General features: G+C 59.0%; 9 protein-coding genes and 1 pseudogene. All 10 read right to left on the bottom strand.

The genetic code is table 11. The annotated features are described in order from the left end of the window. Positions 1-10: 10 nt before the first annotated feature. Positions 11-1335: pseudogene (gene tilS, locus JFT80_RS01695) on the bottom strand (tRNA lysidine(34) synthetase TilS). 131 nt (positions 1336-1466) lie between these two features. Further along, the gene (locus JFT80_RS01690; protein WP_016985086.1) at positions 1467-2414 is read right to left on the bottom strand and encodes an acetyl-CoA carboxylase carboxyltransferase subunit alpha; all 948 of its coding nucleotides are present in this window, start codon (positions 2412-2414) and stop codon (positions 1467-1469) included. 139 nt (positions 2415-2553) lie between these two features. Then, positions 2554-6075: a DNA polymerase III subunit alpha gene (dnaE, locus tag JFT80_RS01685; RefSeq protein WP_201146714.1), complete on the bottom strand. Its 3522-nt coding sequence runs from the start codon at positions 6073-6075 to the stop codon at positions 2554-2556. Between the two features lie 75 nt (positions 6076-6150). Then, positions 6151-6777 (bottom strand): ribonuclease HII, encoded by a 627-nt coding sequence (gene rnhB / locus JFT80_RS01680; RefSeq protein ID WP_007908845.1) that lies wholly within the window; start codon positions 6775-6777, stop codon positions 6151-6153. An 11-nt stretch (positions 6778-6788) separates the two neighbouring features. Next, positions 6789-7919 (bottom strand): lipid-A-disaccharide synthase, encoded by a 1131-nt coding sequence (gene lpxB / locus JFT80_RS01675; RefSeq protein ID WP_201146713.1) that lies wholly within the window; start codon positions 7917-7919, stop codon positions 6789-6791. 2 nt (positions 7920-7921) lie between these two features. Beyond that, complete coding sequence (gene lpxA, locus JFT80_RS01670) at positions 7922-8698, bottom strand: acyl-ACP--UDP-N-acetylglucosamine O-acyltransferase (protein ID WP_201146712.1); 777 nt, start codon at positions 8696-8698, stop codon at positions 7922-7924. Then, complete coding sequence (gene fabZ / locus JFT80_RS01665) at positions 8695-9135, bottom strand: 3-hydroxyacyl-ACP dehydratase FabZ (protein WP_016771469.1); 441 nt, start codon at positions 9133-9135, stop codon at positions 8695-8697. The genes lpxA and fabZ overlap by 4 nt, the downstream gene beginning before the upstream one ends. 106 nt (positions 9136-9241) lie before the next feature. Next, positions 9242-10297: a UDP-3-O-(3-hydroxymyristoyl)glucosamine N-acyltransferase gene (lpxD, locus tag JFT80_RS01660; protein ID WP_201146711.1), complete on the bottom strand. Its 1056-nt coding sequence runs from the start codon at positions 10295-10297 to the stop codon at positions 9242-9244. A 3-nt stretch (positions 10298-10300) separates the two neighbouring features. Continuing rightward, positions 10301-10804: an OmpH family outer membrane protein gene (locus JFT80_RS01655; protein ID WP_007908849.1), complete on the bottom strand. Its 504-nt coding sequence runs from the start codon at positions 10802-10804 to the stop codon at positions 10301-10303. A 45-nt stretch (positions 10805-10849) separates the two neighbouring features. Further along, positions 10850-13225 (bottom strand): outer membrane protein assembly factor BamA, encoded by a 2376-nt coding sequence (gene bamA / locus JFT80_RS01650; protein WP_201146710.1) that lies wholly within the window; start codon positions 13223-13225, stop codon positions 10850-10852. Positions 13226-13272 lie beyond the last annotated feature (47 nt).

The following is a 13272-nucleotide window of genomic DNA, read 5'->3' as shown; positions in this document are numbered from 1 at the left end:
AATGCCCCTTTCATCTCAAACCTTGATCTTCGTCTGTTGGCTGCCAATGCAATTTCCAGCCTTCCCGCACATTGCCATCAAGACCCGGCAGGTTCGCCACCGCGAGCAATTCTGCACCGCGAAACAGCAGCGGCAATCTGCCACGCAGGAAGCCCGGCACGGCACGCTCATTAAGCAGGCGCTTGAGGTCGCGATGACCTCGGTCGGCCACAGCCATGGCCTCCCCCTGACGATAGCGGATTTGCAACGGACCATCGGGAATCCGGCCGTTGAAATTGAGCACGCCGTTATCCGTCAGCACCAGTGGCTGGGAGGGATCATTCCAGGCTACGGCGTCGGTTGCCGGACGTAGCCAGCTGCCGGCCAACCACCAGATCCGCCCGCCCGTGCGATGCAATTCGCCCTGGGCAAGGCGCCAGATCGGCCGGGCATCGGGGGCGGCATCGCGCAGGTTCTCCCAACCCGACCAATGGTCGCTGTCGGGCAGCTGGGTGAGTGCCGCAAGCCAGCCACTCAGCGCATTGCGCTGGCGCGCGGCGGAAAGTCGCGCAAGCGCTGCCAACTCCAGCGAGGGCACGCCCAACCAGTCGAAATCACTGGCCGTGCGGGCGCTGGCCAGATCCATGTGCGCCAGCTCATCAAGCAAGTCCTGCGCTTCCCGCAGGTGTGCCGCGCTGCGAGCCATGGTAGTCACCGCTTGCGGCCAGCGCTCGATCATGACCGGCAAAACCTGATGACGCAGGTAGTTGCGCGAGAACTGCCGATCCTGGTTCGAAGGGTCATCGATCCAGCGCAACTGATGCTCGGCCGCGTAGAACTCGAGCTCGCCGCGAGTGACATCGAGCAACGGACGCAACAGATGGCCGCGCCCCAGGGTTCGCTGTGAAGGCATTCCCGCCAGGCCGCGCACCCCGGCCCCGCGCATCAACCGAAACAACAGGGTTTCGGCCTGATCGTCGCGGTGCTGCGCAGTCAGCAGTAACTCGCCGGCCCCAGTCGCCACCACGAACGCCCTATAGCGAGCTTCCCGGGCGGCGCGCTCGAGGCTGGCGCCGGGCTCCACCTGCACGCGAACGACCTGCAGGGGCACACCCAGCTCGTTGCAGACTGTCCGGCAATGCTGCGGCCACGCGTCAGCCGCAGCCTGGAGGCCGTGATGGACATGGATGGCGCTCAGCGCCGGCAGGGAGTGTTTTTTGCGAGATGGGCGAGCAGATGCAGCAGGACGGTGGAGTCGAGTCCGCCGGAGAAGGCGATGTGCCAACGAGCGGCATTGCGCCAGGGCGTAAGGTTCAGGAGCAACCTTGCAGGCAGATCAGTCATGGGCTGACTCATATCGTTCAAACCACCCAAACAAATGTGGGAGCGAGCCTGCTCGCGAAGACGGTTTAACATTCAACTCATTCGTCGAGTGTTATACCGCTTTCGCGAGCAGGCTCGCTCCCACATGGGTATCGCGCTTCGACTTAGAGGCCGTAGCTCATCAGTCGATCATAACGGCGCTTCAGCAGTGCTTCGTTATCGAACTTCTTCAGCATTGCCAGTTGCGAGCTCAGCTCCGCACGGATCGATGCGGCAGCAGTCGCCGGATCACGGTGCGCACCGCCCAGAGGCTCGCCGATCACCTTGTCGACGATACCCAGGCCTTTCAGGCGCTCGGCGGTGATGCCCATCGCTTCGGCAGCATCCGGTGCTTTTTCGGCGGTTTTCCACAGAATCGATGCGCAACCTTCCGGCGAGATCACCGCGTAGGTCGAATACTGCAGCATGTTCAGCTGATCGCAGACGCCAATCGCCAGAGCACCGCCGGAACCACCTTCACCGATGACGGTGGCGATGATCGGGGTCTTCAGACGCGACATCACACGCAGGTTCCAGGCGATGGCTTCGCTCTGGTTGCGCTCTTCAGCGTCGATACCTGGGTAAGCACCCGGAGTGTCGATGAAGGTCAGGATCGGCATTTTGAAGCGCTCGGCCATTTCCATCAGGCGGCAGGCCTTGCGGTAGCCTTCCGGACGCGGCATACCGAAGTTGCGGCGTACCTTCTCGCGCACTTCGCGGCCTTTCTGGTGACCGATGATCATCACCGGCTGGTCGTCCAGACGGGCAATGCCGCCCACGATGGCCGCGTCGTCGGAAAAGTGACGGTCGCCGTGCAGTTCGTCGAACTCGGTGAAGATGTGCTCGATGTAGTCCAGGGTGTACGGGCGTTTCGGGTGACGCGCCAGGCGAGCGATCTGCCAGCTGGTCAGCTTGCCGAAGATGTCTTCGGTCAGCGTTTTGCTCTTGTCCTGCAGGCGGGAGATCTCATCGCCGATATTCAGCGAATTGTCATTACCGACCAAGCGCAACTCTTCGATCTTGGCTTGCAGGTCGGCGATCGGCTGTTCGAAATCTAGAAAATTCGGGTTCATAGGCGTCCGTCTTGGGTCGTGTCCCAAATGAGCTTGGGCCGGCCGGTTGTCTATTCGCGCCCTACCTTAAGGGAGAGGCGCGCTGAGGTCGAGATTAAAAATTCAGGTTGCGGGCGGGCGCCATGATGGCGCTCGCCGGTCAACGGTATTGGAGGAAGACGTTGTCTCGCCCGAACTGGTCACGCAGAGCCTGAATCAAGGCGTCTGCCGGGTCGATTCGCCAGGTCTCGCCGAACTGCAGCAAGGTCTTCGCATCCGGGCTGGTGTACTCCATGGTGATCGGGCATGCGCCACGATGGCGCTTGAGCAAATCCCCCAGCCAGCGTAGCTGATCGCCTTTCAGGTCCTGGGTTTGCAACTTCAGGCGCAGGCTTTCGGCGAGGTTGGTGCGCGCATCTTCCATGCTCATCACGCGCTTGACCCGCAGACGCAGGCCACCGGAGAAGTCGTCGTTACTGACTTCGCCTTCGACCACCACCATCGCGTCGGTCTGTAACAGCGACTGCGCGGAATGGAAAGCTTCGGCAAACAGCGACGCCTCGATTCGCCCGGAGCGGTCGTCGAGGGTGATGAAGCCCATCTTGTCGCCCTTTTTGTTCTTCATCACGCGCAGGGCAATGATCATCCCCGCCACGGTCTGGGTATCGCGCGCAGGCTTCAGGTCGATGATGCGCTGACGGGCGAAGCGGCGAATCTCGCCTTCGTATTCATCGATCGGGTGACCGGTCAGGTACAGGCCCAAGGTGTCTTTCTCACCTTTGAGGCGCTCCTTGAGGGTCATCTCCTTGGCCTTGCGATGGACGGCGTAAACGTCGGCGTCTTCCTCGACAAACAACCCGCCAAACAGATCGCTGTGACCACTGTCGTGAGTGCGCGCGGTCTGTTCAGCCGACTTGATCGCTTCTTCCATCGCCGCCAGCAACACAGCACGGTTACGGTCGATGTTGGCCTGGTAAGCCTTTTGCTCATCGTGGAAGAACGGGCCGAGACGATCCAGTGCACCGCTGCGGATCAGACCGTCGAGGGTGCGCTTGTTGATGCGTTTGAGGTCGACCCGCGCGCAGAAGTCGAACAGATCCTTGAACGGACCGGCCTGACGCGCTTCGGTGATCGCCTCGACCGGGCCTTCACCAACGCCTTTGATCGCGCCGAGGCCGTAAACAATGCGGCCATCGTCGTTCACCGTGAACTTGAACTCCGAAGTATTCACATCCGGCGCGTCGAGACGCAGCTTCATCGTGCGAATTTCTTCGATCAAGGTCACGACCTTGTCGGTGTTGTGCATGTCCGCCGACAGTACCGCGGCCATGAACGGCGCCGGGTAATGGGTTTTCAGCCAGGCAGTCTGGTACGACACCAGACCGTAAGCGGCGGAGTGAGACTTGTTGAAGCCGTAACCGGCGAATTTTTCCACCAGGTCGAAAATGTTACCGGCGAGGTCGGCGTCGATATTGTTGGTCTTGCAACCCTCAATGAAACCGCCGCGCTGCTTGGCCATCTCTTCGGGTTTTTTCTTACCCATCGCCCGCCGCAGCATGTCCGCGCCACCGAGGGTGTAACCGGCCATGACCTGGGCAATCTGCATCACCTGTTCCTGATACAGGATGATGCCGTACGTTGGCGCCAATACTGGCTTGAGTCCTTCGTACTGATAGTCGGAGTGCGGGTACGCCAACTCGGCGCGACCGTGCTTACGGTTGATAAAGTCATCAACCATGCCCGATTGCAGCGGGCCCGGACGGAACAGGGCCACGAGTGCGATCAAGTCTTCAAGGCAGTCGGGCTTGAGCTTTTTGATCAGCTCTTTCATGCCTCGCGACTCAAGCTGGAATACCGCCGTTGTTTCTGCTTTTTGCAGCAGCGTGTACGTCGGTTTGTCGTCGAGCGGGATGAACGCGATGTCCAGCGGCGGCTCGTCGACCTTGGCGCGGTCGCGGTTGATGGTCTTCAGCGCCCAGTCGATTACCGTCAGAGTACGCAGACCGAGGAAGTCGAACTTCACCAGACCGGCGGCTTCAACGTCGTCCTTGTCGAACTGGGTTACCAGGCCGTCACCGGCCTCGTCGCAATAGATCGGCGAGAAGTCGGTCAGCTTGGTCGGCGCGATCACCACACCACCGGCGTGTTTACCGACGTTACGCACAACGCCTTCAAGCTTGCGCGCCATCTCCCAGATTTCCGCCGCTTCTTCATCGACCTTGATGAAGTCACGCAGGATTTCTTCCTGCTCGTAGGCTTTTTCCAGGGTCATGCCGACTTCGAACGGAATCATCTTCGACAGACGATCGGCCAAGCCGTAGGACTTGCCCTGCACCCGCGCCACGTCCCGCACCACAGCCTTGGCGGCCATGGAACCGAACGTGATGATCTGGCTTACCGCGTTGCGGCCGTACTTTTCGGCCACGTAATCGATGACCCGGTCACGGCCGTCCATGCAGAAGTCGACGTCGAAGTCGGGCATCGATACCCGTTCCGGGTTAAGGAAACGTTCGAACAGCAGGTCGTATTCCAGCGGGTCGAGGTCGGTGATCTTCTGCACGTAGGCCACCAGCGATCCGGCACCCGAACCACGGCCCGGACCTACCGGTACGCCGTTGCTCTTGGCCCACTGGATAAAGTCCATAACGATGAGGAAGTAACCGGGGAAGCCCATCTGGATGATGATATCCAGCTCGAAATTCAACCGGTCGACATACACCTGGCGCTTGGCTTCGTAGTCTTCGGTGGTGTCTTTGGGCAGCAGTACCGCCAGTCGTTCTTCGAGACCGTCGAACGACACTTTGCGGAAATATTCGTCGATGGTCATGCCATCGGGGATCGGGAAGTTGGGCAGGAAGTGCGTGCCCAGTTTCACGTCGATGTTGCAGCGTTTGGCGATCTCGACGGTGTTTTCAATCGCGTCGGGAATATCGCTGAACAGCTCGATCATTTCCTCGGCGCTTTTCAGGTATTGCTGATCGCTGTAATTCTTCGAACGCCGCGGATCGTCAAGGGCGCGGCCCTCACCGATGCACACGCGGGTTTCGTGGGCGGCAAAATCTTCCTGCTTGATGAAGCGCACATCGTTACTCGCCACCAGCGGCGCGCCGAGTTTGTCGGCCAGGGCCACGGCGCCGTGCAGTTGCTCTTCATCGTTGGGGCGATTGGTGCGCTGGATTTCCAGATAGAAACGATCCGGGAACACCGTCATCCACTCGCGCGCCAAGGCTTCGGCTTCCGCCGGGTTGCCACTGAGCATGGCCATGCCGATCTCGCCTTCTTTGGCGGCGGACAACATGATCAGGCCTTCGCTGGCCTCGGCCACCCACTCGCGCTCGATGATGATCGAACCATTGCGCTGGCCGTCGATGAAGCCGCGCGAGATCAACTCAGTCAGGTTGCGATAACCCTTGGCGTTCATCACCAGCAGGCTGAGCCGGCTCAGCGGTGCGTCCGGGTCCTTGTTCGACAGCCACAGGTCGGCGCCGCAGATCGGCTTGATGCCTGCGCCCATGGTGTTTTTATAAAATTTGACCAGCGAACACATGTTGTTCTGGTCGGTGACCGCCACGGCAGGCATGTTCATGCCGACCAGGGTCTTGACCAGCGGTTTGATCCGCACCAGACCGTCGACCAGCGAGTATTCAGTGTGCAGGCGTAGATGAACGAATGAAGCCGGCATGGTGATCCTGTCTGTGAGCTCGAAACAACAAGGCCCGGATTGTACCGGGCCTCGAACAAAACATCAGCCTTGCGACTAAACCTGAGTCAGGCCTTCCAATGCCTCGTAAGCCTGACGTACCGGGGCAAACGAGCGGCGGTGAATGGGCGTCGGGCCGAGTCGCACCAACGCTTCCAGATGAACGGGCGTCGGGTAGCCTTTGTGACCACCGATGCCGTAACCCGGGTAGATCAGTTCAAACGCGGCCATTTCACGGTCACGGCTGACTTTGGCCAGAATCGACGCGGCAGCAATCGCCGGCACCTTGCCGTCGCCCTGCACCACCGCTTCGGCGCGCATCGGCAATTGCGGGCAGCGGTTGCCGTCGATCATCGCCAGTTTCGGCTGGATGTGCAGGCCGGCCACCGCGCGCTGCATGGCGAGCATGGTCGCGTGCAAAATGTTCAGCTCATCGATTTCTTCGACTTCGGCGCGGGCGATGCACCAGCTCAGGGATTTCTCGATAATCTCGTCGTAGAGCTTTTCGCGCTTGGCTTCGGTGAGTTTCTTGGAATCATTCAGACCGAGAATCGGCCGATTCGGATCGAGGATCACCGCTGCCGTCACCACGGCACCGCACAACGGACCGCGACCGACTTCATCGACGCCGGCCACCAACTCTTCGACTTCGGCGACCAAGGTGAAATCCAGGCCCATTTGCATGCTTGTCTTGCTCATCGTGATTGACCGATCAGGTTAAGGACGGCGTCCGCCGCCTGATTGGAAGCGTCCAGCCGCAGCGTGCGATGGATTTCGTCGAAGCCGCGCGTCTGTTCTTCACCACCTTCGATAAGGGGCAACAACGTCTGCGCCAGGGCTTCAACCGTCGCATCATCCTGCAACAATTCCGGGACCAGCAAACGCTGGGCCAGCAGATTCGGCAAGGACACGTACGGGCTCTTGACCATGCGCTTGAGGATCCAGAACGTCAGCGGCGCCAAACGATAAGCCACCACCATCGGGCGCTTGTACAACAGCGCCTCAAGGGTGGCTGTGCCGGAGGCGATCAGCACGGCATTGCAGGCAGCCAGGGCCAGATGCGACTTGCCGTCGAGCAAGGTTGCCGGCAGATCGCGACCGACAAGCAGCTCTTCAAGCTGAGCGCGACGCTCGGCATTGGCGCACGGAATGACGAAGCGCAAACCCGGACGCATGGCACGCAGGCGCTCGGCGGTATCGAGAAAAAGTGCCCCCAGCCGACCGACTTCGCCGCCACGGCTGCCCGGCATCAACGCCACCAGCGGCCCATCGGGTAAGCCCAACTCAGCACGCGCAGCAGCCCGATCAGCTTCCAGCGGGATGGTATCGGCCAGCGTGTGACCGACAAACCGCACCGGAACGCCTTTCTCTTCGTAGAATTTGGCTTCAAACGGCAACAGCGTAAGCATCAGATCGCAGCCTTCGCGGATCTTCAGTACGCGCTTCTGCCGCCACGCCCACACCGACGGACTGACGTAATGCACGGTTTTGATCCCGGCCTGACGAAGCTTGAGTTCGATATTGAGGTTGAAATCCGGGGCATCGATGCCGATGAACACATCGGGTTTTTCGGCGATCAGCGTGGCGATCAGGTCTTTGCGGCGCTTGAGCAACTCGCGCAGGCGCCCGAGCACTTCCACCAGGCCCATGACCGACAGGCGTTCCATGGGGAAGTAGGAAACGAGACCCTCGGCCTCCATCAACGGCCCGCCGACGCCAATGAACTCTACCGCCGGGTGCTGAACCTTGAGCGCGCGCATGAGACCCGCGCCCAGAATGTCACCGGAAGCCTCACCCGCCACCAGCGCAATACGCAGATTGGCCATGATCAGCGGGTGATGCCGCGAGTCGACGACTGAATGGAGTCACGGAACACTGCGACTTCCGGGAACTGAGCCGAGGTTTCGGCCAGTTCGGCCAGTGCCTGCTCGACCGTCAGGCCCTGGCGATAGACGGTTTTGTAGGCGCGACGCAGGGTGTGAATCGCGTCTTCGCTGAAACCGCGACGGCGCATGCCTTCGAAGTTCATGCTGCGCGCTTCCGCCGGATTGCCGAACACCGTGACGAATGCCGGAACGTCCTTGCCAATGGCGGTGCCCATGCCGGAGAAGCTGTGGGCGCCGATGTGGCAGTACTGGTGAACCAGGGTGAAACCGGAGAGGATTGCCCAGTCATCAACGTGCACATGCCCGGCCAACGCAGTGTTGTTGACCAGAATGCAGTTGTTGCCGATGACGCTGTCGTGACCGATGTGGGCATAGGCCATGATCAGGTTGTGATCGCCCAGCGTGGTTTCCGAGCGATCCTGAACGGTGCCACGGTGAATGGTGACGCCTTCGCGGATGACATTATGGTCACCGATGACCAGGCGGGTTTCTTCACCTTTGTACTTCAGATCGGGCGTGTCTTCGCCTACCGAGGAAAACTGGTAGATGCGATTGTGCTTGCCGATGCGGGTCGGGCCTTTGAGGATTACATGCGGCCCGATCACGGTACCCTCGCCGATTTCCACACCTGCGCCGATGATCGACCATGGGCCGACCTCGACGCCGTCAGCCAGAATGGCCGACGGATCGATGATTGCGCGAGGGTCAATCAAACTCATACTTTTTGTTCCGCACAGATGATTTCGGCGGAGCAGACCGGTTTGCCGTCAACCGAAGCCTGGCACTCGAACTTCCAGATCTTGCGCTTGCAACTGATGAACGTAGCTTCAAGAATCAACTGGTCGCCCGGTTTGACTGGCTGGCGGAAGCGCAGCTTGTCGGAACCGACGAAGTAATACAGGGTGCCGTCGGCCGGTTTGACGTCGAGCATTTTGAAACCGAGGATCCCGGCAGCCTGAGCCATTGCCTCGATGATCAGAACGCCTGGCATGATTGGATGCGCCGGGAAGTGACCATTGAAGAACGGTTCGTTGATGCTGACATTCTTGTAGGCGCGAATGCGCTTGCCTTCAGTGTCCAGTTCCACCACCCGGTCCACCAGCAGGAACGGGTAACGGTGAGGCAGGTATTCGCGAATCTCGTTGATGTCCATCATTTCGGGGGGAAGCCTATGTAAAGATTGGGAGCGCGACTGACGCGCACTCCTCTAGCAAATCAAGGAGGCAGTCTAGCGGCTGTGCACACTTGATATGGAAATGGTATCAGCCATCTGATGAAGCATTGCCGTCAGGGGTCACTTCCCCTACGCGCTTTTCCAGCTGTTTCAAACGTCGCGCGATGTCATCGAGCTGACGGATGCGTGCCGCGCTTTTGCGCCATTCGGCAGCCGGTTGCATGGCTGTGCCGGAAGAATAGGCGCCAGGCTCGGTAATCGAGTGGGTCACCATGGTCATCCCGGTCAGGAAAACGTTGTCGCAAATGTCAATGTGACCGACCAGGCCAACACCGCCAGCGAGCATGCAATGCTTGCCGATTTTGGTGCTGCCGGAGATCCCGACGCAGGCGGCCATGGCGGTGTGATCACCAATCTGGACGTTGTGGGCGATCTGAATCTGGTTGTCGAGCTTCACGCCATTGCCAAGTACTGTATCGGCCAGCGCACCACGGTCGATCGCGGTATTGACCCCGATCTCGACGTCGTCACCGACCAGCACACCGCCGATCTGGGCGATCTTCTGCCAAACGCCTTTCTCGTTGGCGAAACCAAAACCTTCGCCGCCCAGCACAGCGCCCGACTGAATCACGACCCGTTTGCCAATGCGAACGTCGTGGTACAGCGTCACTCGCGGTGCCAACCAGCCACCTTCGCCGATTTCGCTGCGCGCGCCGATGAAGCAATGTGCGCCAACCGTTACGCCGGCGGCAATACGCGCCGCACTTTCGATCACCGCGAATGCACCGATGCTCGCTGCCGGATCAACCACTGCGTCCGCCGCAATCACCGCTGAGGGATGAATACCCGCAGTGGCTTTTGGCTTGGGATCGAACAAGTGGGAGATACGCGCGTACGCCAGATAGGGATCCGGCACCACCAGCACATTACCGGCAAAACCTTCGGCGTCGGCTTCCTTGAGCAACAGAGCTGCTGCCTGAGAACCCGCCAGGTATTTGCGATATTGAGGATTTGCCAGAAAGCTCAACTGAGCTGGGCCAGCCTCTTGCAAAGTGGCTAGCCCAGTAATTTGCTTCTCCGGGTCGCCACGCAGGGTGGCGCCGAGGAACTCGGCCAACTGGCCGAGTTTGATAGTCACGGTCATGGGTTACTTCAGCTGATTCATGCGCTCGATAACCTGGCGCGTGATGTCGTACTGAGGTTTGACATCGATCACTGCGCCACGCTCGAACACCAGGTCAAAACCACCTTTCTTGATGACTTCTTCCACTGCGCTATCCAGTTTCGGCTTCAGTTGCTTGAGCATTTCGCGGTCGGCAACAGCTTTGGCTTCGTTCAGCTCCTTGGACTGGAACTGGAAGTCACGGGCCTTTTGCTTGAATTCCAGCTCCAGACGCTCACGCTCACCTTGCTGCATCTTGTCGCCACCGGCCATCAGACGATCCTGAATACCCTTGGCACTGCTTTCCAGGGTTTTCAGTTTGGTCAGTTGCGGACCGAACTTCTTCTCGGCATCCACGGCGTATTTCTTGGCCGCGTCGGATTCCAGCAGTGCCATCTGATAGTTCAGAACGGCGATTTTCATGTCGGCAAATGCCGGGCCTGCCACCATCAAGGAGGCCAGGAGAACCAATTGAGTCAACTTACGCACGATGCACTCCTACAAAATCCATTGTCGTTATCTTGGGTCAGACGCTTAGAACGTCTGGCCGAGGGAGAATTGGAACACTTGAGTTTCAGCGTCATCCGGTTTCTTGATCGGCATGGCCAACGCGAAGCTCAGAGGACCCAGTGCGGTAACCCAGGTCACGCCTACACCGACAGAACTCGCCATGTTGCTCAGGCTGATGTCGTTGCACTGAGTGTTCGACTTGGAACCGTTAGCGTTCGTAGTGTCCGAGCACTTGGAGTCAAATACGTTACCGACATCCCAGAATACCGAAGTACGCAGGGAACGCTGATCCTTGACGAATGGCAGCGGGAACAGAACCTCGACACCACCCTGAATCAGGACGTTACCACCGAACGGCAGTGGATCCTGGTCTGGGTCAGCCAACGTGCCCGGGTTAGTACCTTTACTCGGCGTACTGCGAGGGCCGAGGGTGCTGTCCTTGAAGCCACGAACCGAGTTGAAACCACCAGCATAGTAGTTTTCATAGAACGGCAAGCCGTCAGTCGAACCGTAACCGTCGCCATAACCCAGCTCGGTGTGCAGACGCAGGGTGTAGTTCTCGCTGATCGGCTGGAACAGCTGACCGCGGTAATCAAGTTTGTAGAACGACAGATCGCTGCCCGGAATGGTGGTTTCCAGGGTCAGGCTCTGGGAACGGCCACGGGTAGGCAATACGCCTTTGTTCAGGGTCGACTCGGACCAGCCGGCCGAAGCCTTGAAGTTCAGATACTGATCGCCTTCCTTGTTTACGAAGTCGAAAATCTCGTCAACGGTGTAGGTACCGGTCTTGATCTTGTCCTGTTGAGCGGACAGACCGAAGGTCAGACGCGAAGTCTCACTGATCGGGTAGCCAACGTTCACGCCGGCACCCAGGCTGTCTACCGCATAGCTGGCTACGTCGACATCGAGGTCTTTGTAGTCGGTGGTGCGATAGAACGCGTTGTAACCCAGGCTCACGCCATCGGCGGTCCAGTACGGGTCAACATAGCCGAAGTTGTAGCGGCTCTGGTATTCGCTGCGGGTCAGGCCGACGCTGACGCGGTTACCGGTACCGAGGAAGTTGTTCTGGGTGATCGAACCACCGAGGATCAGACCAGCACTCTGGGCGAAACCGACACTGGCGGTGATCGAACCGGACGCTTGCTCTTCAACGCTGTAGTTAACGTCCACCTGGTCGTCGACACCTGGCACAGCCGGGGTTTCAACGTTGACTTCCTTAAAGAAGCCCAGACGCTCAAGACGGGTCTTGGATTGGTCGATCAGGTAGGTCGAAGCCCAGCCGCCTTCCATCTGACGCATTTCACGACGCAGCACTTCGTCTTCCGACTTGGTGTTGCCACGGAAGTTGATACGGTTGACGTAGGCACGCTTGCCAGGGTCGACAGCAAACAGGATGTCCACAGTGTGGTCATCATCGTGGGGCTGCGGCACGCCGTTGACGTTGGCGAAGGTGTAACCCTCGTTACCCAGACGACGGGTGATCAGTTCCGAGGTGGTGGTCATCAGCTTGCGCGAGAACACCTGGCCTTTCTGCACCAGCAACAGCGACTTGACCTGGTCTTCAGGGACTTTCAGGTCACCACTGAGTTTGACGTCACGAACGGTGTACTTCTCGCCTTCGGTGACGTTGACAGTGATGTAGACGTGCTTCTTGTCCGGAGTGATGGACACCTGGGTCGAAGCGATATCCATGTTGATATAGCCACGGTCCAGGTAGTAGGAACGCAGACGCTCCAGGTCACCGGAAAGCTTTTCACGGGCGTACTTGTCATCGTTCTTGAAAAACGACAGCCAGTTGGTGGTTTTCAGCTCGAACAGGTCGGTCAGGTCGTCCTCAGGGAAAACCGTGTTGCCTACCACGTTGATGTGCTGAATGGCCGCCACGGTGCCTTCGTTGATCTTCACTTTCAGACCAACACGGTTACGCGGCTGCGAGACCACTTCGGTATCAACAGTGGCCGAGTAGCGACCCTGCGCGACGTACTGACGTTGCAGTTCGTTACGCACACCTTCGAGGGTGGCACGCTGGAAGATCTCGCCTTCGGACAGACCGGATTGCTTGAGGCCTTTCATCAAGTCTTCGGTAGAGATCGCCTTGTTGCCTTCGATCTCGATACTGGCGACCGACGGACGTTCGACGACCGTGATTACCAGTACGTTGCCTTCGCGGCCCAGCTGGATATCTTGAAAGAAACCGGTTTTGAACAACGCACGAGTGGATTCCACCAGGCGACGATCATCCGCCTGCTCGCCGACGTTCAACGGCAAGGCACCAAAGACACTACCCGCGGAGACCCGCTGGAGGCCATTGACGCGAATATCAGAGATAGTGAAGGACTCGGCGTGAACTTCGGCGATCATCAATACGGTGAGAACCGCAGTTAGCAGCAGACGTTTCATGAAGTCCTTTCTTATTCCAACTGGCAATAAACAAACTGCCGCAAAAT

Origin of the sequence: Pseudomonas sp. TH10 (genome assembly GCF_016651255.1) — a bacterium.
Taxonomy (GTDB): domain Bacteria; phylum Pseudomonadota; class Gammaproteobacteria; order Pseudomonadales; family Pseudomonadaceae; genus Aquipseudomonas.
This window is presented reverse-complemented; position numbering and strand designations above follow the sequence as displayed.

Excerpts from the sequence above, each read along its gene's own strand:
- bamA (WP_201146710.1), bottom strand. The coding sequence starts at position 13,225 with ATGAAACGTCTGCTGCTAACTGCGGTTCTCACCGTATTGATGATCGCC.
- lpxD (WP_201146711.1), bottom strand. The coding sequence starts at position 10,297 with ATGACCGTGACTATCAAACTCGGCCAGTTGGCCGAGTTCCTCGGCGCC.
- rnhB (WP_007908845.1), bottom strand. The coding sequence starts at position 6,777 with ATGCAAATGGGCCTGGATTTCACCTTGGTCGCCGAAGTCGAAGAGTTG.
- dnaE (WP_201146714.1), bottom strand. The coding sequence starts at position 6,075 with ATGCCGGCTTCATTCGTTCATCTACGCCTGCACACTGAATACTCGCTG.
- lpxB (WP_201146713.1), bottom strand. The coding sequence starts at position 7,919 with ATGGCCAATCTGCGTATTGCGCTGGTGGCGGGTGAGGCTTCCGGTGAC.
- fabZ (WP_016771469.1), bottom strand. The coding sequence starts at position 9,135 with ATGATGGACATCAACGAGATTCGCGAATACCTGCCTCACCGTTACCCG.
- JFT80_RS01690 (WP_016985086.1), bottom strand. The coding sequence starts at position 2,414 with ATGAACCCGAATTTTCTAGATTTCGAACAGCCGATCGCCGACCTGCAA.
- lpxA (WP_201146712.1), bottom strand. The coding sequence starts at position 8,698 with ATGAGTTTGATTGACCCTCGCGCAATCATCGATCCGTCGGCCATTCTG.